This is a genomic window from Cryobacterium breve, from assembly GCF_027594785.1.
GTDB lineage: Bacteria > Actinomycetota > Actinomycetes > Actinomycetales > Microbacteriaceae > Cryobacterium > Cryobacterium breve_A.
In genome coordinates this window covers 2,561,769-2,588,233 of the sequence record NZ_CP075584.1, presented here as the reverse complement: position 1 = coordinate 2,588,233, position 26,465 = coordinate 2,561,769, and the positions used below count along the sequence as shown (strand labels likewise).

Genomic DNA, 26,465 nt, shown 5'->3' with positions numbered 1-26,465 from the left:
AGGTATTCCGCATGGTCAGGGCCGAACTCGACCGCCTGACCGCAACCGTGATGTCCCGGGTCGCCCTGTGCGCCCTGCTGCTCGTGCCCGTGCTCTACGGCGGCCTGTACCTGTGGGCCAACCAGGACCCGTACGCCGGCCTCGACCGGGTGCCCGTCGCGCTCGTCGTCGCAGACACCGGGACGGTCATCGACAACGTGAGCCACAACTACGGCGACGACATCGCCACCGAACTCTCCGACGCCGGCGCCTTCCAGTGGCACCGGGTCTCCGCGGCGACCGCGGAGGCCGGCGTCGCCGACGCGAGCTACGACTTCAGCGTGACCATCCCCGCCGACTTCTCCGAGGGCATCGCCTCCTCCGCGACCTCCGCGCCCCGGCGGTCCGTGATCACCCTCACCACGAACGACACCAACAGCTACCTCGCCTCGACGATCGGCAGCCAGGCCGCAACGAAGATCCGCGAGGCCATCGTCACCAAGGTCAACGAGGAAGCGGCCGACCGGCTCCTGATCGGGCTCTCCGACGTGCGCTCGAGCCTCGTCACCGCCGCAGACGGCGCCACCCAGCTGACGGATGGCGCCACGACGGCCACCGACGGAAGCGCGAGCCTCGCAACCGGTGCCGCCCAGCTCTCGAGCGGCGTCGGCGTGCTCGCTTCCGGCCTCGGCCAGCTCGCCACCGGAACGAGCGCCCTCGCGACCGGTGCGGGCACACTCGCGACCGGAACGAGCGCCCTCGCGACCGGGGCAGGCACCCTCGCCTCAGGTACGAGCCAGCTCTCGAGCGGGGCAACGAGCCTTGCCGCCGGGACTGCGACGCTCGCGACCGGCGCCGGCCAGGTGTCGGTGGGGGCGACGAAGGTCTCCGGCGGCGCTGCCGACCTCGCGGCCGGGACGAAGGACCTCGCGGACGGGACCGCGCTGGTGTCGGGCGGGGCGAGCGGCGTTGCCGCGGGCACGGCCAAGCTCGCCGTCGGAGCCCCCAAGCTGTCGGCGGCGACCGGCGCGACGAGCTCGACCCTCGCCACAGCGGCCACAGACCTCAGCACCGCGCGGATGAACATCGCAAACACGCTCGCGTCAACGACCACGCTGACCGCAGCCCAGATCACCGCGATCGTAGACGAACTCAACCCGGTCAGTGCGGGCGTCGGCACGGCCGGCGCGTATGCCGACGGTGTCGACGCGACCGTGAAGACCCTGGCCACCGACAGCACCGCCCTCAACACCGGTGCGCAGGACGTCGCCACAGGAGCGAAGAAGGCCGCCGCGGGCGCCGTCACCGCACGGGACGGCGCGGCAACCCTCGCCGCCGGAGCCGCGCAGACCGCGGCCGGCGCAAGCAGCGTCGCGACCGGCGCAACCGACGCAGCCGCCGGCGCGGCCAAACTCGCGTCCGGTGCGAGCGATGCCTCCACGGGCGCGTCGAAGCTCGCGACCGGTGCCGGTGACGCGGCATCCGGGGCGGCAACGCTCGCGACCGGGGCCGGCACGGTCAACGACGGCGCAGCATCCGCCGCCACCGGCGCCGGCACCGCCGCGACCGGCGCCGAGAGCCTCGCCACCGGCGCGACGAGCCTCAACAGCGGGCTCATCACCCTGCAGTCCGGTGCGGGCGTGCTCCGCGACGGCCTCGCGAACGGCGTGACGAGCATCCCGAATTCGGACGCGCAGACCCGCACCCTGCAGGGCTCGACGATCGCGGACCCGGTGTCGCTCACGACCGCCGCCGTCACCTCCGCCGGAACCTACGGCGCCGGAATGGCCCCGTTCTTCGCGAGCCTCGCAGGCTGGATCGGCATCTACGCGCTGTTCCTGATCGTGAAGCCGGTCTCCCGCCGGGCGATCACGGCGCTGCACTCCCCGCTCAAGATCACCCTCGCCGGCTGGCTCACCCCTGGCCTGCTCGGGCTCGTGCAGATGGCGGCGCTCTTCGGCATCCTCGCCGGGATCCTGCACTTCGAGGTGCACAACCCGGTCGGCACCTACGCGATGATGGGGCTCGCCGCCCTCGCGTTCGCGGCGATCATCCTGGCGCTCAACGTGTGGCTCGGCAGCGTCGGCCAGTTCATCGGCCTCGTGCTCATGGTGATCCAGCTCGTCACCGCCGGCGGCACCTTCCCGTGGCAGACCCTGCCGGCGCCGCTCGCGTGGCTGCACCACGTCGTTCCGATGAGTTACGCGGTCGACGGCATCCGCCAGCTGATGTACGGCGGCAACCCGGCCACGGCCTGGGCGGATGCCGGGGTGCTGCTCCTCTGGGTCGTCGGTGGCCTCGTGCTCGCCGCGATCGGCGTCACGCGGATGACGCACTTCCGCACCCTGCGCGACCTGCGCCCCAGCCTGATCGGCTGACCGCCGACCTGTTGGCCGCCGATCGGCGGCTGGCGGTCGGCTGGCGCCCGCGCCGGTTTGCGCGGGCCGCACCCGAAACGGCGGGCGCGGCTTGCCGGAACCGGCGCGCCCGTGAACCGCAACGGGCAACAACGGGCACCGGATGCTTCCACCCCGACCCCCAGCATCCGCCCGGCCCGGACACCCTGGCAGCCACTCCCGCCAGTCCACCCCACGACCGCGCCGGTTTGCGCGGGCCGCACCCGAAACGGCGGGCGCGGCCTGCCGAAACCGGCGCGGACGCGCACACGAACGGCGCGGCCTGCCGAAACCGGCGCGGACGCGCACACGAACCGGTGCGGCCTGCCGAAACCGGCGCGGCAGCGCAGCAGCGGCCGGGCTCAGTGGGTCGAGAGGGTGGACCAGCGCAGCAGGGCGGCGGCCCCGCTCCCGCCGGGCAGCTCCCCCGGCGACACCACGACCACGCGGGCGTCGGTGAGCACCGCGGCACGAACGAGCGCGTCTGCGGCAGGCACGGCTCCGAGAACGGCCGCGCCCAGGGCATCCGCTTCGGTCGACGCCACCCAGGGCTCCCGGTCGAGTGCGAGCAGGGTCGCCTCGGGCAGCGCACCGGATGCGAGCAGCAGCACCTCGACCTGGCCCTGCTGCAGCTCGCGCACCACGGCGGCGAAGTCGGCCTCGGCGAGACCGTCGTCGCGCCCGGTGTCGAGGCGTTCGAGGGCGTCGTACTCGTCCTGGGCGAGGATCGCGGCAAGGTGCCGGTCGAGGTCGGCTTCGAGTTCATCGGTCGTTGCGCCGCCGGGGCGGGTGTTCGTCGGCACCACGGCGAGGATGTCCCTGCTCGCGGGGGCGAGCTGGGCGACCAACAGCTGCCGCGCGCGCACGTCTCCCGTGAGCATGAGCAGGCTCTGCCTCGCTCGTGCGGACCATCTCGTCGATCGCATCGGCGATCTGGCCCTCGTTGCGCTTCCAGATCTCCTCGGTGTCGCGCTGGTACCGCGAGTTGGAGAGGAATCCCCCCTGCACCTTGGTGATGTACTCGGTGTCGCCCTCGATCTCCTCCTCGGCGACCGCGCCGGTTCGGCTGAGCCGGAACTGCCGGATCTCGCCGCCGTCGCGCCCGACCTCGGCGATGATGTAGGTCAGGTCGCGCGGCCTCTGCGTGAGCAGCGGCAGCAGGTGAGGCACCGGCCCGTGCGCGACGATCAGCTCGCCGAGCGGTTCGCCGGGCAGCAACTCGTCGAGTTCGACGAGGCCGTTCCGCACCACGAGCAGCCGGCTCACCTTGCCCGGCCTGCCGGGTGGCTCCTCGATCCGGTCGATCACGGCGTCGGCATCGGCATCGGGCGCGCCTGCATCCGCGAGCGCCTCGCGCACGGAGCGATGACGCAGGCTCGAGGTGCGTCTCGGGTCCTCACGATCCTGCGTGACGTCGACGTAGACGGTGGATGCGTCACCGGGCCGGCGGTAGAGGCTCCGCGAGGCCCTCGTTTCCAAAGTCAGCCATTGACTCAGGTCCCTTCTTCGCTACCCGGGCTCCCCCGACCTTGCGGGACCCCTGTCCACCCAAGCTAAACCCGCCCTCATTTACCCACAAGCCACCCAGCGACCGCTCGCGAAAGCGGGTGAATCGTCGTTATGGCACGCTCATACCGACATACCGACGATTCACTCGCTTTCGCGGACTGGGTACGGGGTTAGACGGGGCTTTGCTGGTGCAGGGCTACGCACCAGCCGCCGTTCTGGAACACGTACGTCGTCGCTGCGCTCGACTCCGTGGTTTCGTCGCCGCGGCGGGTGACGAGCCGGTAGACGAGGATGCCCGCGCGGTCGTTGATCCGGATCACGGCGGGGTCGTGCAGGCTCGTAGCCGTCGAGCCTGCGGGAGAGCCTCGAAGAACGCGGCGACCGCGTCCCGGGCGACCACGTTTCCCGGGAGCACGAGCAGGGCATCGCGCGTCATCGTGCGCCAGTAGTAGTCCCCGGCGCGGCGGGCAAGGATCGCGTCCCAGCCCTCGCGCTCTTCGTGCAGCAGGCGGGCGGGCAGATCGTCAGTGATCGCAGTCATACTGCAACGCTAGCCCCTATTCGGCATGCTGGGCGCGGCGTCGGCGACTCGTGAACAGGAGCGCGGCGCCGAGCAGGAGCGCGAGGAGGGCGAGCAGGGCGAGGAGCTCGACCGGGAGGTCGATTCCGGTGTGCGCGAGCGCCTTCAGAACGGTCGCGGTGTCGCTCGCCTGGGCCGCGGGGGCGGCCGGATCGCCATAGAGGCTGTGCGCGGTGACCGTGTTGACCACGGTCGGGAACGCGGCGGCCAGCACGGACACCGTGATCGTGACCGTGCGGGTCGCCCCGACCGGGAGTGCCCCGGCGAAGGTGCACGTGACCAGCGACGCGTCGGAGCCTGGGCGTGCCCGCGTCGGTGGCGGCGGCCGTTGCGGCGCAGCTCACGTCGTCGCCGTGGCTCCCGACGTAGCTGAGCCCGGCCGGGAGCGCGTCGACCGCGGTGAACCCGCCCGGGTCCGTGGTGGCGCCGGTGTTCGTCACGGAGACGAGATAGTCGAGGTTCGACCCGATCACGGCCTGCCCGAGGTGGTGCTTGCTGACCGAGAGGCTGACGAGCGGGGCGACGTCGAGCGGGTCGGTCGACGTGTTGTCGGTCGGGTCGGGGTCCGCGGTGACGGCCGAGACCACGGCGACATTCGCGACGGACGGGAACGCCCGCACGTCGACGAGCACGTTCAGGACGAGGGCGGGCGCGTGCGTACCCGGGGCAAGGGGCGTCGACAGCGTGCACGAGACATCCGTTGCGCCGAGGCGGGCGGATGCCGCGGCGGAGCACGACCAGGCGGGATCGCTCCCGGCGGCGTCGATGAAGGTCAGCCCGGCGGGGAGGGTGTCGACCGCGTGCACGCCGACGGCGCTCGAGGGGCCGGCGTTGGACACGGCGAGCGTGAACGGGGTCGCGCCGCCGATCGCGCCCGTGCCGGTGTGGGTCTTGACGATGGACAGGTTCGCGCTCCGGGCGAAGACGATCTGCACCGGGCTCGGGTTGTTCGCGAGGGTGGTTTCGGTCGTCGGCGTCGCGACGACCCCGGGGTTGTCGAGGGTGACGGCGCCGAGGGCGGGGTCGGTGCCGACGGTAATCGAGAGCGCAGCGGCGGTCCCGCCGGCGACGAGGCCGGCTGCCGTGCCGGCACCCACGTCACCGAGCGTGCACGTGACGGTCTGCGCGGTGTTCGCGGGGCTGCTCGCGGCAGGCACCGCCGTGCACGTCCAGCCTGCGGTGTTCGACCGGAACCGGAGACCGACGGGGAGGACGTCGGTCACCGTGATCGGGCCGACCGTGTCCGAGCGACCGAGGTTGCGCAGCGCGAAGTCGAAGACGACCTCCGCGCCGGCGAGGGGTGCTGCGGTCGCGATCGACTGCACGAGCTCGAGGTCTGCGACGGCGACGACCGTGACGGGCACGCTGTCGGTGTCGGTGTGCGACGAGGAACGGCTGTCGGTCCAGCCGACGGTCGCCGAGTTGACCGCTCGGGTGCCGTCCGGCACCGCAGAGGCGACGGCTGCCGTGACGGAGATGACGGAGTCCGTCACGCCGAGAGTGGCGCGGGTGCAGCTCGCGCTCACGAGGCTGCAGGCCCAGCCGGCGCCACTGATCGCGGTCGCGGTGAAGCCCGCGGGCAGGGAGTCGGAGACCGTGAGCGCGTCCGCGGTTGAGGGCCCCGCGTTGGTGACGGTGAGGTCGTAGCTGATGCTGTCCCCGGCGACGACGGTGCCTGCGGCGGGGGTGATCGTCTTGACGATCGTGACGTCAGCGAGGTCGGTGACGTCCGTCGGGTCGCTCGCGGTGTTGGGGTGCAGGTTCGGCGCGGGTTCGTCGAGGACACCGGTCACGTCTGCCGTGTTGGTGAAGACGGCGGGCCCGGCGTCCGCGGGGATTCCCACACTGACCGTGATACCGGCCGAGGTCGCGCCGACGGGCAGGATGCCGGTACTCGTGCAGCTCAGGCTCCGCTCCGGCGGGCGGTGCGCAGGTCCAGGCGGCACCGCCGTCGGCGCCCAGGGCGACGAGCCCGGCGGGGACGTGGTCGGTGACGATAGTGCCGGCCGGGGCGTCGGAGGGCCCGAAGTCGGTCACCGCGAGGGAATAGTCCAGGTCAGTTCCCGCGGTGACCGGGCCGGAGCGGTGGGTCTTGAGGATGCCGAGGTCGGCCTTGCCGGTGAGGGCGGTGTTGGTGTCGTCGGTCGCATCCGGTGCGTTGTCGGCCGTCACGGTCGCCGTGTTGACAACGGTTCCGGTGAGGCTGCCCGGCACGTGCACGATCACGTCGACGGTCTGGGTGGCCCCGGAGCCGGGGAGCAGGGTTCCGGTAAGGGCGCAGCCGATGGTCGACGGGAGGGTGCCGGTTTCGGAGCAGGTCCAGGCGCCGGGGGTGCCAGACCCGAGGCGCACGAAGGTCAGTCCATTCGGGAGCGGGTCGACGACGCGCACCGTGCGGGCGTCGGCGAGTCCGGTGTTCGTGACCGAGAAACGATAGGTCGCATCCGTTCCGGGAACGAGCTCGGCATCCCTCAGCGTCTTCGCGATCGAGAGCGTCGTCGCGCTATCGACCGGCTGGGTCGCGGCCGAAACGTTGTTCGCCGGGTTGGGGTCCGGCGTCGTCCCGCTGACGGCTGCCGTGTTGGTGAGGCTGCCGGTGAAGCCGGAGTCGATGGTGGCCGTCACGGTGAGGCGCGAGGTGGCGGAACGGGCGAGGTCGCCGGCGAAGACACAGCTCACCGGAGTGACGCCGGTGTCGCAGGTCCAGCCGGCGCCGGTCACGGAGACCTGTGACACGTGGCCGGGCAGGGTCTCGGTCACGGTGATCGGGCCGGCCGATGTCGACGGGCCGGCGTTGGTGACGTCGATGGTCCAGGTGGCGGTGTCTCCGGCGGCGAAGGAGCCGCTCACGAGCTTGGTGACCCCGAGGTCGGCGCTCGTGGTGACGGGCGCCGTCGCGGTTCCGGTGTTGTTGCCGGGCTGGGGGTCGAAGGTGCGGGCGGCGACGATGGCCGAGTTGGCGAGGTTCACGCCGGCCGGCACTCCCGGCGCCACGGCGACGGCGACCGAGATGGCCGGGAAGCTCGCGTTCGCCGCGAGCGTCTCGTTCGCGAGAAGACGCTCACAGGTGAAGACTCCCGAGGCCGCATCGGGCACCGTGCAGCTCCAGCCCGCCCCGGAGGCGCCGGTCACGACGATTCCGGCCGGAAGCGGCTGCGCGGGGGTGTCGGTGACGACGAAGTTGTGGCCGGCGACTGCTCCGACGGCCGGATCGGTCCCGGCGTTGCTCACGGTGAGGGTGAACGCGCCGGGGGTGGTCGTGCCGGCGAGAAGGGCACCGCCGGCGGTCTTGCTGAGCCGCACGTCCGCCGAATCGAGGTGCGCGGCCGCTGTCACGGGGGCCTCGGCATAGGGTGCCGGGCCGGCGTGACCGGTGGCACCGGTCGCATCCGTCACCACTGCGCTCAGGGTGTTGGTGTGCGGGATGCCGGCGCCGGCTCCCGGGGTGACGGTCGCGGCTCCGGTGGGCTGGGCGGCGAAGCGGATGTCGATGGTCGTTCCGGGGGCGACCGCGGTGAGCGCGGCCCACGCCAGGGTCTGCACGCCGCCGACCGTCGTGAGGACCGGGTCGGCGAGGGCTGCGGACGGGCCGCCGCCGATCGAGACGGTCCCGGAGCCGGGCACGTAGACCCAGTTGACCGGGAGGGTGTCGGTGGGGAGCACGGTCGCCGCAGTGCCGGTGCCCGTGTTCACGAGGGTGAGGGTCCAGCCGAACGGTGTGCCGACGTAGGCCAGCGTGCCGTTCGTCGCCGAGGTGGCGAGGGTCACGTGCGGGAAGCGCGGCGTGACCGGGACGGTCGCTGTCGGCGGGTTGACCGTGTAGACGCGGCCGCCGCTCGCGAGGGAGGCGTAGCTCGGGATGCTCGCGGTCGCCGTGATGGCGCCGGTGCCGAGCGTCGGCGAGGGCGCGAGGCGGGCGTCGAAGGTGCGTGAGACGGAGGCGTTCTTCGCGATGGTCGGGATCGTCCAGGTCACGGTGTTCCCGGAGAGCACGCCTCCGGCGGAGATGTTCGTGACGCTCGCGGGGTCGATACCGGCGGGGAGGGTGTCGACGATGGTCACGGCGAAGGCGTCCGCGGTCGTGCTCGCGTTCGCGTTGGTCGCGGTGACGGTGTAGGTGAAGGCCTGGCCCGGTTCGGGGGTCGGGTTGGAGACGGTCGTGGCGACACCGAGCAGGGGTTCGAGCACGGTGATGGCCGCCGACCCGATGGGTCCGGTGCGGTCGAAGGCGGAGGCGGCGTTGGCCGGGGCGGCCTTGGCCAGGTCGTTCCAGCGCGGGACGGCCGTGTTGGTGAGGATGACTCCCGCGGTGTTCGCGGCCGTCATCGTCACGGTGCCGGTGACGTTCACGATGACGGTGCGGTCCTGGGGCGCGGAGAGCACGGTGCCGAGTGACCAGCCGACCTTCTGGCCGGAGGACGCGAGTGTGAAGGCGGGGCGGTTGGGCAGGTCGGCGGAGCAGTCGGTGCCCGAGGCCGTGCGGCAGGAGATCGTCGCGGTCGAGGCCACCACGCTCACACCGGCGGGCAGGGTGTCGATGACAGCCGCGTTGTAGAAGTTGACGTTCTTCGGCAGGGTGACCGTGATCGTGTAGCCGACGGCGCCGCCGACGGGTACGGCGTTGGGGACGGCGGTTTTGACGGTCGTCGCGCCATCGACGGTGACGACCGCGGTCGCGGTCGCGGTCACGACCCGTTCGACGGCCGCGGTGTTGGCACCGGTGCTGAGTGTCGAGCCGGTGACCGTGGCGGTTCCGCTGTACGTGACGAGGCCGGCGGCGGTCGGGGCGACCTGGGCGGTGTATGTCAACACGACGGCGGCCGGGCCGGCGATGGCCCCCGTGCCGCCGAGCACCCAGCCGAGGCGGGTCGTGCCGACCGCGCACCCGTTGGCCGCGACGCCGGTGCCGGGCGCACTCGAGGTCACGGTTCCGACCGGCGCGGTACTGCTGCCGAAGCCCTGCAGGGTGAGTCCGGCGGGCAGGCAGTCGACGACGACCGAGTCGTAGGCTGCGGGGCTCGTCGCCGGGTTTCCGGCCGTGAGGGTGACGGTGATGATGTCGTTCCCCTGGGCGATCGGCTTGTCGACGATCTTGGCGAGGGTGGGCGCCGGGGTGACGACGGCGATGGTCTTGCTCGCGGTGCGCGGGGTCACGGCGACGCCGCCGAGGGTGACCGTGCTCGCCAAGGTCGCGGTGTTGGTGAGGTTTCCGGAGGCGAGGTTCACGCCGACGAGCACACCGGGCAGGGTCACCGTGAAGACCTGGTCTGCGACGCTCGTGTTGTCGTAGGTCGCCGGGAAGGTGAGGGTGCCCGTCGCGGGGTTGAAGCCGCCGCCGGCCGGGACGGCTGAGACGGTCGCGAGGGTGCCGGCGGGGATGGTGAGGCCGGTCGGCAGTTTGTCGGAGAGCACGCCGTTGAACACGGTCGTTCCGGCCGGAACGGTGGCCGAGAAGGTGTAGTCGACGAGTTCGCCGGCGACGGCCTGGGCGGCGGTGTTGCCGTTCTCGACGATGCGGGAGATGCCCGCCTTGGCGATGCCGGCATTGGCGAGGTAGACCTGCGCGGTCGCGTTCGCGGGGACGGCGTTGCCGTCGGCATCGTGCGCGGGGTTGAGCGAGCCCTTCGGGAAGTAGGGAGTGTCGGTGCCCGTGGTGTTCGGCGAGGTGAAGGAGACGACGGATGCCGCGTTCGCGAACACCGTGGACACGCTGACTCCGGCGGGAACGGTCAGGGTGTAGCCGAGCCGGGTCGCGGCCGCTCCCGGGGTGAGCGGGCCGCCGAGGGTCCAGACGATCACGCTGCGGCCCGTGGGCGCGGCGTTGGTGGCCGGGTACCCGGCATCCGCCGGATTGAGGCAGCTGCCGGCGGGCGTGATTGCAGCGACGGCCCAGCTGGTGCAGTCGTAGCCGGCGGGCAGGGCGTCCCAGACCTGAACGGCGCCGACGGGGACGTTGGTGCCGGCCGCGGCGGTTCCGGTGTTCTTCGCGTCGATGGCGAAGGTGACGACGTCGCCCTCCTTGACCTTCACTGAGGTGTTCGGTGCGGCGGGGGTCGCGCTGCCGACCTTCGTCACGATCTTCGCGAGCGAGAGGGTCGGGGCGGGGGCGATGGCGTAGTCGACCTGGTCGCGGAGCGCGAGCACGGTGCCGGTCGTCGATTCCTGGCGGTACTTCATCAGGTTTGCGGTGATATCGACGGCGGCGGTCGCCGAGATGCCGGTCACGAGGGCGCTCACGAAGAGGGTGAGGGTGGCGCCCTTGGCGACGTAGAGGTCGGTCGAGCCGGTGCTGTCGGCGGTGCCGAGATTCCAGGCCGCTGGCAGGGTGCCCGCGGGGCTGGAGGCCTGGGTGCCGGTGGCGGGGGTCACGGCGACGGTGCTGCCGGTCGCGGGGGCGAAGCCCGCGAAGACGCTGCCGACCGGGGTGAAGTCGGTGATGCGGGCGTTGCGGGTGCGCGTGGAGGTCGAGAAGGCGACGGTGAGCTGGAAGCAGACCGTGTCGCCAAGGTGGTAGGTGGGCACCTGGGTGTCGGTGTAGTTCGGGGCGTTCGCGGCCGCAGCGCAGTCGACGGCGGTCCCACCGGTCGCCGGTCGGGCGAGAACCTTTTTGCTGATGGTCGGTGCGGACGACGCGAGGCCGGCGGAGGAGTCGTCGGTGACCGGAGTGCTGCCGAGGCCGGCGGTCACGTCGGTCGTGGTGCCGGTGATGCCGACGGTGTTGAGGAAGCTGTCGCCGGCGACGGTCGGGCCGTTCTGGGAGTCGCCGAGGTAGCTCGAGGACATGAAGGCGTCGTAGCCGATCGTGCGGCTCGTGTTGACCGGGAGGTTTGTCGGGTTCGGTACCAGCACGACCGTGAAGCTGCCGTCGGCGTTGGCAACGACGCTCGTGACGGTGGCGCCGGTGACGGCGCCGCCCGTCGCACAGCCGGCCGGGACGAGTCCGGCGCGGGGCCCGGTGATCACGACGGAGGTGGGCACCATCGGGCACAGGCCGTTGGGCACTGTGTCTGTGATCGTCATCGCGGTGTCGGTCGTGTACTCGCCGGAGCGCACCAGCAGGCTGAACCGGGCGGTGCCGTCGGCGACGAAGGTCGCCGAGCCTGACGAGTCTTCACGATCGAGAGGTCCATGGCCTTCACGGTGACGGAGTCGCTCGCAGTCGCGGCGGCATCCGCCGGGGTCAGCACCGGGCCGGTGTATGTCCCTGAGGCGATCGCGGTGTTGGTGAGGCCCTGGCCGGCGGCGGCCGGCGCCTCCTGCCGGGTGGATGCCCCGGTGTTGTTGTCGAGATCCGCCGCCTGCAGGCGCGAGGCCGGGTCGGGGGTGGCACCGGTCCACATGGTGTTCTCGTGCAGCGGGACCGCGGCGGCGTAGGTCACGGTGCGGGTGGACCCGGCCGCGAGGGTGCCGAGGTCCCAGGTGACCTTCGTGAAGACCTGGCCGGCGAATCCGGTGCGGTCGTTGACCGTTTCGACGCGGGTCGGGCTGAGGCAGTTCGTCCCGCTGGTCGCCGAGCCCAGGCGCCCGGAACCGGGGTATTCCTCGGTTCCCGGCGCGCTGTTGTCGACGGTGCCGCAGCCGAGGAATTCGAGGCCGGCCGGGAGGTAGTCCACGAGACTGACACCCGTTGTCGCGGCAACGGTGGTGTTACGGGTGTCGATCCGGTATACCGTTGCCTGATCCTGGGCGCCGCGCATGAGCTCGTGTTCCGGGCTCGGTTCGGTCTTCGTCACCGTCAGGGCCGACACCTTCGTGGCGGCCGGTGCGACGGCATCCGTGATTGCGAAGCTGCCGGCCACGACGACACCGGTCGCCGGCGTGAACTTCGCAAGGAGCCGCGGGTCGGTCTGGCCGTAGACGGCCGCGGCGCCCGGCACGAGGGCGCCGACCGGGAAGGCCGTGGGAGCCGGGGTGATCGTGAAGCTGAAGCCTGTGGCGCTGCCGTGCACGAGGTCGGCGATGTTCGACCACACGAGCACCTGGTGGGTGATCGCGGGCGGGCCGACGGTGTCGGTGATCGTCGTGATGGTGGGGTCCGGCAGGCTCGGGACGGCGCTGCTCGCCGAGCTTCCGGCGACGTAGGTCGCACCGGCCGGCAGCTGGTAGCGGAATGCGAGGTTGTAGTAGTCGGTGCTCGCGCCGGCCGGGGCGGTCGCGGTGAGCGTGACGCTGTCGTTCTCACCCGCGAGGATGCCGGGGGTCGCCGTGGCCGTCAGCGTCACGACGCCCGCCGCGCTCGCCGGTGCGACGACGGCGCCGACGGTGAGGCCGACCCCGACGAGCAGGGCCGCAAGCACACCGGCCGTGAGCCGGATGTGCGCCCTGGCCGGGGCGAGAAAACCGTTGTCGAAGAGGATCTGACGCTTTTTGTGGCGCGGCACGATGGCATGGCTGAAAAGCGGCATGGCGGGTACTCCAGGGTAAGCAAGACGAGCAGCGCTGTGTCGGCGTACGCGGGGCATTTCGGGTGCCCGGGTACGCTGAAAAGCGACCTTGTCCAGTACGTTTCCTAGACGCTACCGGCTGCGTCTCCGGCCGGTCCATCCCCTGGACGACCCCAGTGCGGGGCGGAGCCCTCCCCAGAACGGGGCGGCGCCTGCTCCGGCACCGCCGACGCGAACCTGCTACTTGAAACGGTGCTGCAGCACCCAGTCGTGCATCGCGACGGCAGCGGCGGCCGAGGCGTTGATCGAGCGCGTCGACCCGAACTGACTGATCTCGAGCACCGCGTCCGCCGCGGCGATCGCCTCATCGGACAGCCCGGGGCCCTCCTGGCCGAACAGGAGCACGCAGCGTTCCGGGATCGCGAAGGTTTCGATCAGCACGCTGCCGGGAACGTTGTCGATCGCGATGATCGGCAGGTTCTCGTTCGCCGCCCAGAGGACGAACGTGGCGACATCCGCGTGGTGCAACACGTGCTGGTACCGGTCGGTGACCATGGCCCCGCGCTTGTTCCATCGCTTGCGACCGATGATGTGCACCGTGTCCGCGCCGAAGGCGTTGGCGCTGCGCACGATCGAGCCGATGTTCATGTCGTGCTGCCAGTTCTCGATCGCGACATGGAACGGGTGCCGCTTCTCGTCGAGGTCCGCGACGATCGCGGCCATCGACCAGTACCGGTACCGGTCGATCACGTTGCGGGTGTCGCCGTGCTCGAGGAGCTCGGGGTCGTAGAACGACTCTTCGGGCAGCTCCCCCTGCCACGGCCCGACGCCGTTCGTCGACAACTCGACGGTCGGGGCGGCGGGGGAAGCGCTGGTTCAGTCACCCATCCACCGTATCCCGCGCCCGCGCACTCTCGCGGACAGGGACGGGCGGACGGACGAGGCGGGACGGGCGGGGCGCGGGTATGATTTCGGTATGCCTAAAACTGCTGGGGGCACCGTCGCGGATGCTGCACGCCTGCCCACGGCGCCCACCCGGCTGATCATGCTGCTGGGCCCGGCCCTCGTGGCCGGGGTCGCCTACCTGGACCCGGGCAACGTCGCGAGCAACATGACCGCGGGCGCCCGGTTCGGCTACCTGCTGGTCTGGGTGGTGCTCTCGGGCAACCTGATGGCGTGGCTGATCCAGTACCTCTCCGCGAAGCTCGGGATCGTGACCGGGCAGAGCCTCCCGGAGGTCCTCGGGACCCGGTTCCGGCATCCGTTTCTGCGACGGCTCTACTGGCTGCAGGCCGAACTCGTCGCGATGGCGACCGACCTCGCGGAGATCATCGGCGGCGCGGTCGCGCTCTACCTGCTGTTCGGGCTGCCGCTGCTGCTCGGTGGCGTGATCACGGGCACGGTCTCGATGCTCGTGTTGACCGCACAGGCCCGGCGCGGGGCGAAGAGCTTCGAACAGGTGATCGTCGCGATGCTGTGCGTGATCACGATCGGGTTCACCGCCGGGGTGTTCTTCGCCCCGCCGGACCCCGCGAGCGTGCTCGCCGGCCTCGTGCCGCGGTTCGAGGGCAGCAACTCGGTGCTGCTCGCGGCGTCGATCCTCGGTGCGACGATCATGCCGCACGCGATCTATGCGCACTCCGCTCTCGCCCGCGACCGTTTTCCGGGTGTCCACGACCAGCCGACCACGCGCCGCCTGCTCTGGGGCACCCGCTGGGACGTCACCCTCGCGATGGTGCTCGCCGGCACGGTCAATGTGGCCCTCCTCGTCCTGGCCGCGTCCGCACTGCAGGGCGTCCCGGGCACGGACTCGCTGCCCGGCGCGTACAACGCGCTCCGGACGAGCCTCGGGCCGATCGTCGCGACCGTGTTCGCGGTCGGTCTCCTCGCCTCCGGGCTCGCCTCGACCTCCGTCGGCGCGTATGCCGGCGCTGAGATCATGCACGGGCTGCTACACCTGCGGCTGCCCCTCCTGGTGCGCAGGATCGTCACGCTCATTCCGGCGCTCATCATCCTCGCGATCGGGCTCGACCCGACGGAGGCCCTCGTGCTCAGCCAGGTCGTGCTCTCCTTCGGGATCCCGTTCGCGCTGGTCCCGCTCGTCTGGCTCACGTCACGGCGCGAACTCCTCGGCGAGTACACGAACCGCTGGTTCACGACCCTCGCCGGGTGCGTCGCCGCGCTCCTGCTCATCACCCTCAACGTCGTGCTCCTCGTGCTGATCACGATCGGCGCCTGAGTCCCCGCGCCATGAAGCACAACGGGCTGAGTACTCCAGCGTCCGAGGACTACCTCAAGACCATCTATGCCCACACCGAATGGCAGCCAGAGCGCATCACGCCCTCGGTCCTCGCCGCCCGGCTCGGGGTGGCGCCCTCCTCGGTCACCGAGATGGTGAAGAAACTCGCCGCCGCCGGCCTCATCACGCATGTGCCGTACGGGCCGCTCGCCCTCACCCCTGCCGGTGCGCTGCGCGCGAGCGCGGTCGTGCGGCGGCACCGACTGATCGAGACCTGGCTCGTGCGGGAGATGGGATACGACTGGGACGAGGTGCACGTCGAGGCAGAGGTCCTCGAACACGCCCTCTCCGATCGGCTGATGGACGCGATCGACGAACGCCTCGGCCGGCCGGTCGTCGACCCGCACGGCGACGCGATCCCCTCGGCGGACGGCACGGTCGCAGCGCGCGCCGGGATCACGGTCGACCGGGCCGACCCCGGCCTGGTCAGCGTCGTGCTGCGGGTGAGCGATCGGGATCCCGTGGTGCTCCGCGGCCTCGCTCGCGACGGCATCGTGCCGGGAACAGAACTCGAGGTGCGGGAACCGGGGCTGGTGCGGCTGCCTGGCGGAGACATCCGTCCCCTCTCTGACGCAGAGGCGATGTCGATCTGGCTCACCCTGCCTCCCGTGGTTGAGTGAACCATCGACCGCTACTCTGGAAGGGAACCCGAGGAGCGCCGAATGACACGCCGTGACGAGATCGAATGCTGGCTCACCGACATGGACGGGGTGCAGGTCCACGAGAACAGCCCGCTGCCCGGGGCCGCCGAGCTTCTGCAACAGTGGAGCGACGCGGGGACGCCGTTCCTCGTGCTCACCAACAACTCCATCTTCACGCCCCGCGACCTGAGCGCCCGGCTGCGCGCCTCCGGGCTCAACGTGCCCGAGGAGCGCATCTGGACCTCGGCCCTCGCGACCGCCGATTTCCTGAAAAGCCAGATGCCCGGCGGAACGGCCTTCGTGATCGGCGAGGTCGGCCTCACGACGGCACTGCACGAGGCAGGCTTCATCATGACGGAGACCAACCCCGACTACGTCGTCGTGGGTGAGACCCGCAACTACTCGTTCGAGGCCATCACGAAGGCCATCCGCCTGTTGCTCGCCGGGGCGCGGTTCATCGCGACGAACCCGGATGCGACGGGACCGAGCGCGGACGGCCCGATGCCCGCGACGGGCGCAATCGCCGCCCTCATCTCCAAGGCGACCGGGATGGAGCCCTACGTCGTCGGCAAGCCGAACCCGATGATGTTCCGCTCGGCGATGAACAAGATCGGCGCGCACTCCGAGAACACGGCGATGATCGGCGACCGGATGGACACCGACATCGTCGCGGGCATCGAGGCGGGCCTGTACACGCTGCTCGTGATGACCGGGATCAGTGACGAGGCCGAGGTCAGCCGTTACCCGTTCCGTCCGGACGAGATCATCTCCGGTGTGGACAAACTCGTCTCCCTGGAACCCGTCGAGTCCGACGAGATCTAGCCCGCCCCACGGGCATAACTCCTGCACATTCCGCCGGCGCGGATTGCCGGCCGCGGAATTCCGGGGCCCGGCTGCCGCCAACGGGAAATTTGCAGGAGTTGTGCCAGGAGCGACGCGGAGGGGTCTTGCAGGGTGCTGCGGCTAAGCGGTCGGGCCGGGACCGGCCAGGCTCCCGGTGATGCCGTCGCCGGAGGACCGGCTCACGAAGCAGAAGTACTGGTGCGGGCCGTCCGCCCACTGCGCGGCCGTGATCGGGTAGCTGCCCTGCACCTGCACGTCGGGGTACGCAGCCGCGGCCGCGAGGTCGATCACGCCGGGAGCGCTGCAGAGCAGGTTGATCTGCGCCGCGAGCGCCGCTTCACCGGGGAACGGCGTCGTCGCACCCCCGGGGAACAGGCCGCGATAGACGAGCCTGCGCCTGGTGCGGGGCTGCGCAGTCGGCGACCGTGAAGGTCTCCTCCCACGGCGAGACGTACGGCTGCAGGCATTCGCCGCCGAAGAGGGTCTGCCAGGCGTGCACGCCGGCCGGCTGCGCGGCGGTGGGTGCCGGGGTCGGTGTCGGAGTCGACGTGGGCGTCAGGGTCGGAGTCGGGGTCTCCGAGGCTGAGGCGGCGACGGTCGACGCCGGGGAGCCCACGAGGCGCTGCCCGAGCATGAAGAGCCCGAAGAGAACCACGACGACAAGCAGGCCGATCGCGGTCCAGATCAGGGGTTTCGGCAGACCGCTGTGCTCGGCGGATGCCCCGCCCTTGCCAGGCCCAGAGCCGTCGCTCCCGGAACCGCCTGCACCCGACCCGCCGACACCGGAACCGTTCGTACCGGATCCAGGCGTGGTCCCGGAACCGCTGGTACCTGGGGTGCCCGTGCCTGAGGCACCGTCTGCCGGACCGCCGACCCCCTGTGAGCGACGCGAAAAGAAACCAGCGCCGGGGCCTGCCGGGGTCGACGCATCCGCGACGCCGGCCGCCGCGAGAACCGTCGTCGGGGCAGCTGGCTCGGCGGTGGCGGCGCCGACTCCGACTGCGTCGGCGGCGGGCAAGAACAGGGCGTCGAACGCGCTCAGCGCCCCCGTGGTCTCGCCGTCGACGGCCGTCGACTCGGCCGGGTGCCCGAGAGAATCGGCGAGCGGAGCCGGAGGAGTGAACAGTTCGGTCCGCGCCAGTCCGGAATCGGCCCACGGATCGCTGTCGACCGGAAAGGGAACGATCGGAGCCGGCAGCGCGGGCAGCGCCCCGGCCGGAGCCGCACTCGCGGACGCGACGGATGCCGCGGCAACCGCTGCGGCGACACTGGAGGCGGCGGCCTCGGACACGGCGCGCCCGGCGGCAGCGGCCTCGGCCTCGGCCTCGGCACGAGCATCAGCGGCGGCGCGCTCGGCAGCTTCGGCGTCGGCTACCGCAGCGGCTTGGGCACGCACTTCCGCGGCGGCGCGCTCGGCCGCGTCGGACGCCGCGCGGGCGGCTGCGGCCTCGGAGACCGCACGGGCGCCGGCCGCGGCATTCGCGGCGGTGAGAGCGGCAGCAGCCGTCGCCACGGCGGGCACCACGGCGGGCGCCTGGGCGGCGCGACGGCCGCGGAGCCGGAAGTGCGACGGCGCAGGCGCAACGGGCAGGGGCTCGGGGGCCGGCTCCGGATCCGGCAGGTTGCGAGCCGGGTACACGGTGCCGCGCCCATCGGCGGTCGCGGCGCGATCCGCGGCGACCTCATCGGGCGTGAGAACAAGGGGCGAGCGTGCGGGCGTGGTCCACCAGGGTTCGAGCGGGGCGTCCGGGCGGATGCCCGCGCCGGCTCCCACGGTCGGCGAGCCTCCGGTGGTGCCCGCGCTCGGAGTCACGGCGGTGCCACCGGTCGTCGCGAGAGGGCGGGCGGATGGATAGAAAATGTCCCCGGGGACGTACCCGGCGGAACCGCTCACCTTGCTCGTGCCGGTCGTGCCGGTCGAAGCGGCAGGCCCTGCGGAGCCTGCAGCGCCAGTGGACTCCGTGGAGCTTGCAGAGCCAGCGGAGCCCGCAGCGGCGGAGCCGCCTGCTACTGCTGCACCGGCAGAGGCTGAACCGGCAGGGTGCTCTGTGCCCGCAGCAGACCAGCTCGTCGCGCCACCTGAGGACGCGGGCGCCGGCGTGATCGGGGCAGGTGCCAGGCCGCCCCGCGTGGGGAAGGACGCGGCTCCGGCATCGCGCGGCCGGAACACGGGCGGTTCCGCGGCGGCCGCAGGCGAGGGCGCAGGGGAGTGCACGGCCGGAGTCGGAGGGAGCGGCGGAGCAACCGGGGTGGATGCCGCGGGCTTGATCACGGTCACGGCGGCGGTCGCCGTCGTCGGCTTGAGTCCCCAGAGGAACGCTGGAGCCGATCCTTCGGCGGAGTCCGGGGCAGCACCGGCAGCACGCGAACCAGCACCGGCGGCGGAGCCGTCGCCGGCACGGGGAACCCGGCCGGGGGCATCCGCCGGGGCGCCCTTCACCCGGCGCGGGCGACGCATCACGAAGTCGTCCGGCAGGGTCGGCTTGGTGCCGTCGCCGAGCTGGGAGGCGAGCCAGTCGAGTCCTTCTTCGCCGCTCCCCAACTGGTCTGGCATTAGTTCAGCCCCAGGTCCTCAAGGCCGATGGCGGCGAAGTAGGGGTAGCCGGCCGCTTCGATGACTTCGCGGGCACCGGTGTTGCGGTCGACGACGACCGCGACGCCTGCGATGATCGCGCCGACCTTGAGCAGGGCTTCGACGGCCGCGAGCGGGGATCCGCCGGTCGTCGAGGTGTCCTCGAGCACGATCACGCGCTTGCCGGCGAGGTCGGGGCCTTCGACCTGGCGGCCGCGGCCGTGGTCCTTGGGCTCCTTGCGCACGACGAACGCGTCGTAGGAGAGGCCGCGGGCGACGCCCTGGTGCAGAATGGCCGCGGCGACGGGGTCTGCGCCCATCGTCATGCCGCCGACGGCGGAGACGTCGGGCACACCGGCGATGAGGTCGATCATGACCTGGCCGATCAGCGGGGCGACCCGGTGGTCGAGGCTCACCTTGCGGAGGTCGACGTAATACGTCGCCTTCTTTCCGCTCGTGAGGGTGAAGTCACCGTGGAACACGGCCTCAGCCGAGATGTAGTCAATGAGCTGCTGCCGAATGTCCGTCACGGATCAACTGTATGCCATTCGGGATTGGCGACGCCTGCCCCGACCCGGGGGACGGGGAGGCGTCAAGCGGGGTCAGAAGCCGCGAACGAAGGTGCGCTGTTCGGGCATGTGACGGTAGCCGTCATTCTGCACATCGACAACAACGCCAACGATGGACGCGACAACGATCAGGGAGAGCACGGCAATGAGAACGAACACGAGGGGGCCTTTCAACCAGGGGTGGATGTCGGTGATACGGAGGCACTGCTGCACGTGTTCGACGTATTTATTTGACCACCTCTAACCATGCAGCACAATCGCATTGTCCTGTACTCATTGTGTAGCGTAGCTACATGGACATTCAGCGGCTCGAACTGCTCAGGGAATTGGCCGAACGCGGCTCGATCACCGAGGTCGCGCGGGCGACGCACCGCACCGCATCCGCTGTCTCGCAGCAACTCAAAGTGCTCGAACGCGAGGCCGGGGTGGCCCTCACCGAACGTCGCGGGCGGGGCATCGTGCTGACGGATGCCGGGCGCGCGCTCGCCCGCAGCGCCACAGACGTTTCGGTCGCGATCGCCCGCGCCACCGCCGTCTGGCACGAGTTCCGGAACGACGCCTCCGGCGGGGTCAGCGTGGTCACCTTCCCGACCGCCGGCGAGATGCTGCTGCCCGGGGTGATGCTCCAGCTCGCCGACCGGCCGGGACTCGTGGTCACGTGCACCGACCTCGACCCGGAGCTCCGGGACTTCCCGGCGCTCACGGCCGACTACGACATCGTGCTCGCGTACAGCCTGAGCGGCCAGCGGTCCTGGGGCGGGCGCGGACTCACCGTGGTTCCGCTCATGACCGAGCCGATCGACGTCGGGCTTCCGTCCGATCACCGGCTCGCCGGACGCTCCTGGCTGGCCCCGGCCGACGTGATCGACGAGACCTGGATCGGGGTGCCCGACGGATACCCCTTCGAGCGGATCCTGCATGAGATCGAGGAGCGGACCCCCGGCCACGTGAAGGTCGCCCAGCGGTTCGCCGACATGCGGCTGATCGAGGCCTTCGTCGCGGCCGGGCTCGGGATCGCGCTCGTGCCGCGGTACACCTGGGGCGACGCGGAGCCGGACAAGGTGACGCTCAAACCCCTGCGCGGTGTGGACGCCGAACGGCAGATCGTCGCGCTGATGCGCCCGGACCGCGCCGAGCGCCTCGCGGTCCGCACGGTCGTCGACGTGCTGCGCACCCAGGCCGCCCGCGTCCAGCAGGCCCACACCCCCACATCCGCCCCCGCCCCCGCCCCGGCCCCCTGATTCGCGCCCACCCCTCCCGCGAGAGTACGAAATGTGCCCGTATTCGCGTGGCTTAGGGGCACATTTCGTACTCTCGCGGAAGAGCGGAAGAGCAGAAGAGCGGCAGAGCGGAAGCGGGCAAGCGGGCAAGCGGGGCGGCGCGGGGCGAGCGGCTAGAGGAGGGAGAGGACCTCTTCGTAGATGGAGAGGGCTTCGGCTGCCTCGGCGTCGGTGACGACGCAGGGGGGCACCACGTGGATGCGGTTCTCGGCGAGGAAGGGCAGCAGCCCGCGGGCGAGCAGCTCGGCCTTGATCTTCGCCATCACCGCGGCGCCGACGGGTTCCCGGGTCGCACGGTCCGCGACGAGTTCGAGCGCCCAGAACACGCCGACGCCGCGCACCTCCCCGATGATCGGGTGCCGCTCCGCCAGTTCTGCGAGCCCCGGCGCGAGCACGTCGCGCCCGATCCTGGCCGCGTTGTCGACGATCCCCTCCGACTCCATCGCGTCGAGCGCCGCCACGATCGCAGCCATGGCGAGCGGATGCCCGCTGTAGGTGAGTCCGCCGGGGAACACGGTCGTGTCGAAGTCGTTCGCGATCGAATCCGGGATGATCACCCCGCCCGCGGGCACGTAGCCCGAGTTGACGCCCTTCGCGAAGGTGATCAGGTCGGGCACCACATCGTAGAGGTCGAGGGCGAGCCAGCTGCCGGTGCGGCCGAAGCCCGCCATGACCTCGTCGAGGATGAGCAGGATGCCGTAGCGGTCGCACAGCGCCCGTACTCCAGGCAGGTACCCGGGCGGCGGCAGCAGTACGCCCGCGGTGCCCGGGATCGTCTCGAGCAGCACGGCGGCGATCCCGCTCGGCCCCTCGCTCACGATCACACGCTCGAGGTGCCGCAGGGCGCGTTCGCACTCCTGCTCCGGGGTCGTCGCCCAGAAATCGCTGCGGTAGAGGTACGGGCCGAAGAAGTGCGCGTGGCCGCGCGCGAACTCATTCGGCACCCGCCGCCAGTCCCCCGTCGCGACGATCGCCGCGCCGGTATTGCCGTGGTACGAACGGTAGGTCGAGAGGATCTTGTCGCGACCGGTGTGCAACCGGGCCAGCCGGATCGCGTTCTCGTTCGCATCCGCCCCGCCGTTGGTGAAGAACACCTTGTGGAAGCCGTCGGGGGCGCGGGCGACGATGCGGCTCGCCGCCTGGCCGCGGGTGAGGTTGGCCGTCGCGGGCGCGACGGTCGCGAGCAGTCCGGCCTGTTCGACGATCGCGCGCACGACGGCCGGATGCTGGTGGCCGATGTTGAGGTTGACCAGCTGGCTCGAGAAGTCGAGATACGTGGTGCCGAAGTGGTCCCAGACCCGGGTTCCGAGCCCGCCGGCGAGGACGAACGGGGTGCGCCCACCGCCCTGGGCCGACCAGGAGTGGAACACGTGGGCGAGGTCGAGGTCGACGGTGAGTTCGTCGAGGTCGGCGGTCGGCTTTTGGTCGGTCACAGGGGTTCTCCTTGGTGTTTCGGCCGGATCGGGCATACCGACCGGATTGGATCTGCCGGGCGAAGTGCCGGCGACGGGGTATCGGTCCGGATGCTCACGACTTCGCCGAGACCGAAGTCTGGAGCGCCGGGATGACGCTCTCGCCGTACACCCGCAGGGTCTCTTCCTTGTTGTCGTGCTGCAGGTACCCGGCGAACTGGTCGACACCGAGCTCGCGGAGCGCCTCGAGCTTGCGGATGTGATCCACCTTGGTGCCGAGCACGCAGAACCGGTCGACGATCTCGTCGGGCACGAAGTCGGCGTGGGTGTTGCCCGCGCGGCCGTGCTGGTTGTAGTCGTAGCCCTCGCGCCCGGCGATGTAGTCGGTGAGGGCGCGCGGCACCGCGGAGTCGGCGCCGTACTTGGCGACGATGTCGGCGACGTGGTTGCCGACCATGCCGCCGAACCAGCGGCACTGGTTGCGCATGTGCTCCCAGTCCTCGCCGATGTACATCGGGGCGGCGACGCAGAATTTCACGGCGGCCGGGTCCCGGCCTGCCGCTGCCGCGGCCTTCCGCACGGTCGCGATCATCCACTCGGCCACGTCGAGGTCGGCCATCTGCAGGATGAAGCCGTCGCCGACCTCGCCGGTGAGCTTGAGCGCGAGCGGCCCGTACGCGGCAACCCACACCTCGAGGGAGCTGCCGAAGCTCCACGGGAACCGCAACGTGGCGCCGTTGTACTCGACCGCGCGCGAATTGCCGAGCTCACGGATGACGTGGATCGCCTCCCGCAGCGTCTTCAGGGTGGCCGGGGCGCCGTTCGTGACGCGCACCGCGGAGTCGCCGCGCCCGATGCCGCAGATGGTGCGGTTGCCGTACATCTCGTTGAGGGTCGCGAAGGTCGAGGCCGTCACCGTCCAGTCCCGGGTGGACGGGTTCGTGACCATCGGCCCGACCAGGATCTTGCGGGTCTCGGCGAGGATACGGCTGTGGATCACGTACGGCTCCTGCCAGAGCAGGTGCGAGTCGAAGGTCCAGACATGGCTGAACCCATAGGCCTCGGCAAGCTGCGCGAGCCTGCACGACCCTGGCCGAGGGCGGGTTGGTCTGCAGTACTGCTCCGAAGTCCATGGGGTGCCTGCGCTCTCTCGGTGGTGGGGCGGGTGGGCGGCGGATGCCGGGGTGACGCGCCTAGGTCAGGTATTGGCTCAGGCCGCGCGGCAGGTACCGTCCGTCGCCCTTCGCCCCGAGGTAGCTGTTGCCGTCGACGATGACCTTGCCCCGGCTGAGCACGGTGTCGACGTGCCCGTCGATCTCGTACCCTTCCCAGGCCGAGTGGTCCATGTTCATGTGGTGGGTCTTGCCCACGCCGATCGAGGTGTGCCCGGCCGGGTCGTAGACGACCACGTCGGCATCCGCCCCCGGCTGGATCACTCCCTTGGTGCCGTAGAGGCCGAACATCCGGGCCGGGGTCGTCGAGGTGAGCTCGACCCAGCGTTCGAGGGTGATCCGGCCCTCGACGACGCCCTGGTAGAGCAGGTCGAGGCGGTGCTCGACCGAGCCGATGCCGTTCGGGATCTTTGAGAAGTCGCCGAGGCCGAGGTCCTTCTGGCCCTTCATGCAGAACGGGCAGTGGTCGGTCGAGACGAGCTGCAGTTCGTTCGTGCGCAGGCTCTGCCAGAGTTCCTCCTGGTGCCCCTCCGCGCGACTGCGCAGCGGGGTCGAGCACACCCACTTCGCACCCTCGAAGCCGGGGGCGCCGAGGTTCTCCTCGAGTGAGAGGTAGAGGTACTGCGGGCAGGTCTCCCCGAAGACGTTCTTCCCGCGGGAGCGGGCCGCGGCGAGCTGGGCGACGGCCTGTTTCGCACTCACGTGCACGACGTAGAGCGGCGCCCCGGTCAGGTCGGCGAGCATGATCGCCCGGTGGGTGGCCTCCTCCTCGAGCCTGCCAGGCGCGGGCGATGCCGTGGTAGTAGGGGTCGGTCTTGCCCTCGGCGAGGAGCCTGCCCGACGAGCACGTCGATCGCGGGCCCGTTCTCGGCGTGCATCATCGTCATGAGCCCGGTCTCCGCCGACTTCTGCATCGCCCGGAGGATCTGCGCGTCGTCGGAGTAGAACACTCCCGGGTAGGCCATGAAGAGCTTGAAGCTCGACACCCCCTCGGCGAGCAGCCCGTCCATCGCCTGCAGCGAGTCGGCGTTGAGGTCGCCGATGATCTGGTGGAAGCCGTAGTCGATGGCGCAGTTGCCCGCGGCCTTGTCGTGCCAGGTCGCGAGGCCGTCGAAGACCCGCTGCCCGTAGGTCTGCACCGCGAAGTCGATGATCGTCGTCGTGCCGCCCCACGCGGCCGCGCGGGTGCCGGTCTCGAAGGTGTCCGAGGCCGCGGTGCCGCCGAACGGCAGCTCCATGTGGGTGTGGGCGTCGATGCCGCCGGGGATGACGTATTTCCCGGTCGCGTCGATGACCCGGTCGGCGGATGCCGCGACGTCGAACCCGAGAATGGCGGAACCGGGGGCGAGCATCGCGACGATCTTCTCGCCGTCGATGAGGACATCCGCCTCTGAACGGCCGGTCGAGCTGACCACCGTGCCGCCCCGGATCAGGGTGCGGCCCGCGCGGGTGCTCATGCGCGGACGATCGGGTCGTAGGAGTCCGGCCTGCGGTCGCGGTAGAACTGCCAGGAGGTGCGCGTCTCCCGGATGAGGCCCAGGTCGAGGTCCCGGATCACGATCTCCTCGGTGTCGGTCGAGGCGATGGCGCCGACGTAGTTGCCGCGCGGGTCGACGAAATAGGAGCCTGCCGTAGAAGGTGACGGCCTCGTCGCCGAACTCGTCGGACTCGGTGCCGATCCGGTTGTTGGCGCCGATGAAGTACTGGTTGGCGACGGCGGCGGCCGGTTGTTCGAGTTCCCAGAGGCGGTTGGACAGGCCCGGCTTGGTGGCCGAGGGGTTGAATACGATCTCGGCGCCGTTCAGGCCGAGGATGCGCCAGCCCTCCGGGAAATGCCGGTCGTAGCAGATGTAGACCCCGATCTTGCCGACCGCGGTGTCGAAGACCGGGTAGTCGAGGTTGCCGGGGCGGAAGTAGAACTTCTCCCAGAACTGCGGCAGGTGCGGGAGGTGGTGCTTGCGGTACTTGCCGAGGTAGCTGCCGTCAGCGTCGATGACGGCGGCGGTGTTGTAGAGCACCCCGGCCTGCTCCTCCTCGTAGACGGGAAGCACGATCACCATGTGATGCTCCGCGGCGAGCGCCTGGAACCGTTCGACGAGGGGCCCGGGCACCCTGGTCGCGTAGTCGTAGTACTTGGGGTCCTGGACGATGCCGAAGTACGGGCCATGGAAGAGCTCCTGGAAGCAGATCACCTGCGCGCCCTGTGCCGCCGCGGAGCGGACGAATCCCTCGTGCTTGGCGATCATCGACTCCTCGTCGCCGGTCCAGGTGGCCTGGGTGATCGCGGCCCGCACGATGTTCGCGCCGCGACCGGTCGCATCCGTACCGATCTTCGCGCTGGCCGGGGTATTGGATCCGTCGGACATGTCTGCCTCCACCAAGTCGGTATTTCGAGATAACTGAAACTTCCGCCGAAACTTCCGGGCGTGCTGAGTGCGTGTGGATCATCCTGTCGCCCAACTGCGCCCGTGGCAAGCGATCGGCGAAACCGTTATCAGGCGCTGGTACGATTCGAAGAACCCCGCCCGGCCACCGAAGGACCCATGACTCGTCTCCCGAATTCCCGAGCGCCCCTCGCCTCCCGCACCTCGATCGCCTGGCGCGCCGTCGCCGTCGCCACGGCGGTCGCCGTCCTGCTCGGCGGCTGCGCGAGCACGAGCCTGACTCCCGCGGGCCCGGCCCCGGACGCGGTCACGGCGAGCCCGACCGCGACGGCGAAGCCGGCATACCCGCTCACGATCGACAACTGCGGCACGCAGGTCACGGTCACGAAGGCCCCGAGCCGGATCGTGTCGATCAAGTCCTCGGCGACGGAACTCCTCCTCGCGC

19 protein-coding genes and 3 pseudogenes are annotated in these 26,465 nt (G+C 70.9%); 5 read left to right on the top strand and 17 right to left on the bottom strand.

Annotated features, from left to right (window positions below):
• Nucleotides 1-11 precede the first annotated feature (11 nt).
• Nucleotides 12-2,357: a YhgE/Pip domain-containing protein gene (locus KIV56_RS12680; protein WP_281533721.1), complete on the top strand. Its 2,346-nt coding sequence runs from the start codon at nucleotides 12-14 to the stop codon at nucleotides 2,355-2,357.
• A 380-nt stretch (nucleotides 2,358-2,737) separates the two neighbouring features.
• Here KIV56_RS12680 and KIV56_RS12675 read toward each other — a convergent pair whose 3' ends face one another.
• The 8 genes from KIV56_RS12675 to KIV56_RS12640 all read right to left on the bottom strand — a co-directional run bounded on the left by KIV56_RS12675 (nucleotide 2,738) and on the right by KIV56_RS12640 (nucleotide 13,691).
• Nucleotides 2,738-3,256, bottom strand: a complete 519-nt coding sequence (locus KIV56_RS12675; RefSeq protein WP_281533720.1) for a hypothetical protein — start codon at nucleotides 3,254-3,256, stop codon at nucleotides 2,738-2,740.
• The gene (locus KIV56_RS12670; RefSeq protein WP_281533719.1) at nucleotides 3,138-3,854 is read right to left on the bottom strand and encodes a hypothetical protein; all 717 of its coding nucleotides are present in this window, start codon (nucleotides 3,852-3,854) and stop codon (nucleotides 3,138-3,140) included. The genes KIV56_RS12675 and KIV56_RS12670 overlap by 119 nt, the downstream gene beginning before the upstream one ends.
• Before the next feature lie 200 nt (nucleotides 3,855-4,054).
• A complete protein-coding gene (locus tag KIV56_RS12665) occupies nucleotides 4,055-4,204 on the bottom strand; it encodes a hypothetical protein (RefSeq protein WP_281533718.1) in 150 nt (49 codons plus the stop codon).
• On the bottom strand, nucleotides 4,201-4,425 hold the full coding sequence (locus tag KIV56_RS12660) for a hypothetical protein (RefSeq protein ID WP_281533717.1): 225 nt from the start codon (nucleotides 4,423-4,425) through the stop codon (nucleotides 4,201-4,203). Before KIV56_RS12660 ends, KIV56_RS12665 begins: the two co-directional genes overlap by 4 nt.
• Nucleotides 4,422-6,257 (bottom strand): DUF11 domain-containing protein, encoded by a 1,836-nt coding sequence (locus KIV56_RS12655; protein ID WP_281536147.1) that lies wholly within the window; start codon nucleotides 6,255-6,257, stop codon nucleotides 4,422-4,424. Before KIV56_RS12655 ends, KIV56_RS12660 begins: the two co-directional genes overlap by 4 nt.
• Nucleotides 6,175-11,484, bottom strand: coding sequence for a beta strand repeat-containing protein (locus KIV56_RS12650; RefSeq protein ID WP_281533716.1), 5,310 nt, complete (start codon nucleotides 11,482-11,484; stop codon nucleotides 6,175-6,177). Before KIV56_RS12650 ends, KIV56_RS12655 begins: the two co-directional genes overlap by 83 nt.
• Nucleotides 11,481-12,869, bottom strand: coding sequence for a hypothetical protein (locus KIV56_RS12645; RefSeq protein WP_281533715.1), 1,389 nt, complete (start codon nucleotides 12,867-12,869; stop codon nucleotides 11,481-11,483). The genes KIV56_RS12650 and KIV56_RS12645 overlap by 4 nt, the downstream gene beginning before the upstream one ends.
• 219 nt (nucleotides 12,870-13,088) lie before the next feature.
• Nucleotides 13,089-13,691, bottom strand: a complete 603-nt coding sequence (locus tag KIV56_RS12640) for a TrmH family RNA methyltransferase (RefSeq protein WP_281533714.1) — start codon at nucleotides 13,689-13,691, stop codon at nucleotides 13,089-13,091.
• Nucleotides 13,692-13,824: 133 nt separating this feature from the next.
• Between KIV56_RS12640 and KIV56_RS12635 the strand changes: the two genes are divergently transcribed.
• The 3 genes from KIV56_RS12635 to KIV56_RS12625 are packed head-to-tail and all read left to right on the top strand — an operon-like array spanning nucleotide 13,825 to nucleotide 16,610.
• On the top strand, nucleotides 13,825-15,087 hold the full coding sequence (locus KIV56_RS12635) for an Nramp family divalent metal transporter (protein WP_281533713.1): 1,263 nt from the start codon (nucleotides 13,825-13,827) through the stop codon (nucleotides 15,085-15,087).
• 11 nt (nucleotides 15,088-15,098) lie between these two features.
• A complete protein-coding gene (locus tag KIV56_RS12630) occupies nucleotides 15,099-15,767 on the top strand; it encodes a metal-dependent transcriptional regulator (protein WP_281533712.1) in 669 nt (222 codons plus the stop codon).
• Nucleotides 15,768-15,809: 42 nt separating this feature from the next.
• Nucleotides 15,810-16,610, top strand: a complete 801-nt coding sequence (locus tag KIV56_RS12625; RefSeq protein ID WP_281533711.1) for an HAD-IIA family hydrolase — start codon at nucleotides 15,810-15,812, stop codon at nucleotides 16,608-16,610.
• A gap of 141 nt (nucleotides 16,611-16,751) precedes the next feature.
• On the opposite strand, the gene KIV56_RS12620 is transcribed toward KIV56_RS12625, so the two are convergent.
• From KIV56_RS12620 to KIV56_RS12605, 4 genes are all read right to left on the bottom strand, one after another.
• Nucleotides 16,752-16,922 carry a hypothetical protein gene (locus KIV56_RS12620; RefSeq protein WP_281533710.1) on the bottom strand — a complete coding sequence of 57 codons (171 nt, stop codon included), beginning with the start codon at nucleotides 16,920-16,922 and terminating at the stop codon, nucleotides 16,752-16,754.
• A gap of 46 nt (nucleotides 16,923-16,968) precedes the next feature.
• Entirely contained in the window at nucleotides 16,969-19,185 is a 2,217-nt protein-coding gene (locus KIV56_RS12615; protein ID WP_281533709.1) for a hypothetical protein, read from the bottom strand.
• Nucleotides 19,185-19,733 carry an orotate phosphoribosyltransferase gene (gene pyrE / locus KIV56_RS12610; RefSeq protein ID WP_281533708.1) on the bottom strand — a complete coding sequence of 183 codons (549 nt, stop codon included), beginning with the start codon at nucleotides 19,731-19,733 and terminating at the stop codon, nucleotides 19,185-19,187. The genes KIV56_RS12615 and pyrE overlap by 1 nt, the downstream gene beginning before the upstream one ends.
• 72 nt (nucleotides 19,734-19,805) lie before the next feature.
• A complete protein-coding gene (locus tag KIV56_RS12605) occupies nucleotides 19,806-19,931 on the bottom strand; it encodes a hypothetical protein (protein WP_255454334.1) in 126 nt (41 codons plus the stop codon).
• A gap of 134 nt (nucleotides 19,932-20,065) precedes the next feature.
• Between KIV56_RS12605 and KIV56_RS12600 the strand changes: the two genes are divergently transcribed.
• The gene (locus tag KIV56_RS12600) at nucleotides 20,066-21,013 is read left to right on the top strand and encodes a LysR family transcriptional regulator (RefSeq protein WP_281533707.1); all 948 of its coding nucleotides are present in this window, start codon (nucleotides 20,066-20,068) and stop codon (nucleotides 21,011-21,013) included.
• A gap of 152 nt (nucleotides 21,014-21,165) precedes the next feature.
• Here the strand turns inward: KIV56_RS12600 and KIV56_RS12595 are convergent, their stop codons facing one another.
• The 5 genes and pseudogenes from KIV56_RS12595 to KIV56_RS19840 form a co-directional block, all read right to left on the bottom strand.
• Nucleotides 21,166-22,521 carry an aspartate aminotransferase family protein gene (locus tag KIV56_RS12595; protein ID WP_281533706.1) on the bottom strand — a complete coding sequence of 452 codons (1,356 nt, stop codon included), beginning with the start codon at nucleotides 22,519-22,521 and terminating at the stop codon, nucleotides 21,166-21,168.
• Nucleotides 22,522-22,579: 58 nt separating this feature from the next.
• Nucleotides 22,580-23,597 (bottom strand): annotated as a pseudogene (locus tag KIV56_RS12590) (TIGR03842 family LLM class F420-dependent oxidoreductase).
• A 60-nt stretch (nucleotides 23,598-23,657) separates the two neighbouring features.
• A pseudogene (gene hydA / locus KIV56_RS12585) lies at nucleotides 23,658-25,093 on the bottom strand (dihydropyrimidinase).
• A pseudogene (locus tag KIV56_RS12580) lies at nucleotides 25,090-25,882 on the bottom strand (nitrilase-related carbon-nitrogen hydrolase). Before KIV56_RS12580 ends, hydA begins: the two co-directional pseudogenes overlap by 4 nt.
• 248 nt (nucleotides 25,883-26,130) lie before the next feature.
• Nucleotides 26,131-26,436, bottom strand: a complete 306-nt coding sequence (locus KIV56_RS19840) for a hypothetical protein (protein WP_348648393.1) — start codon at nucleotides 26,434-26,436, stop codon at nucleotides 26,131-26,133.
• Between the last annotated feature and the right edge of the window lie 29 nt (nucleotides 26,437-26,465).

Coding starts and splice junctions, on each gene's coding strand:
- KIV56_RS12680 (WP_281533721.1), top strand. CDS start 12: ATGGTCAGGGCCGAACTCGACCGCCTGACCGCAACCGTGATGTCCCGG.
- KIV56_RS12675 (WP_281533720.1), bottom strand. CDS start 3,256: ATGCTCACGGGAGACGTGCGCGCGCGGCAGCTGTTGGTCGCCCAGCTC.
- KIV56_RS12660 (WP_281533717.1), bottom strand. CDS start 4,425: ATGACTGCGATCACTGACGATCTGCCCGCCCGCCTGCTGCACGAAGAG.
- KIV56_RS12650 (WP_281533716.1), bottom strand. CDS start 11,484: ATGACGATCACAGACACAGTGCCCAACGGCCTGTGCCCGATGGTGCCC.
- KIV56_RS12645 (WP_281533715.1), bottom strand. CDS start 12,869: ATGCCGCTTTTCAGCCATGCCATCGTGCCGCGCCACAAAAAGCGTCAG.
- KIV56_RS12635 (WP_281533713.1), top strand. CDS start 13,825: ATGCCTAAAACTGCTGGGGGCACCGTCGCGGATGCTGCACGCCTGCCC.
- KIV56_RS12630 (WP_281533712.1), top strand. CDS start 15,099: ATGAAGCACAACGGGCTGAGTACTCCAGCGTCCGAGGACTACCTCAAG.
- KIV56_RS12625 (WP_281533711.1), top strand. CDS start 15,810: ATGACACGCCGTGACGAGATCGAATGCTGGCTCACCGACATGGACGGG.
- KIV56_RS12615 (WP_281533709.1), bottom strand. CDS start 19,185: ATGCCAGACCAGTTGGGGAGCGGCGAAGAAGGACTCGACTGGCTCGCC.
- KIV56_RS12600 (WP_281533707.1), top strand. CDS start 20,066: ATGGACATTCAGCGGCTCGAACTGCTCAGGGAATTGGCCGAACGCGGC.
- KIV56_RS12595 (WP_281533706.1), bottom strand. CDS start 22,521: ATGCCCGATCCGGCCGAAACACCAAGGAGAACCCCTGTGACCGACCAA.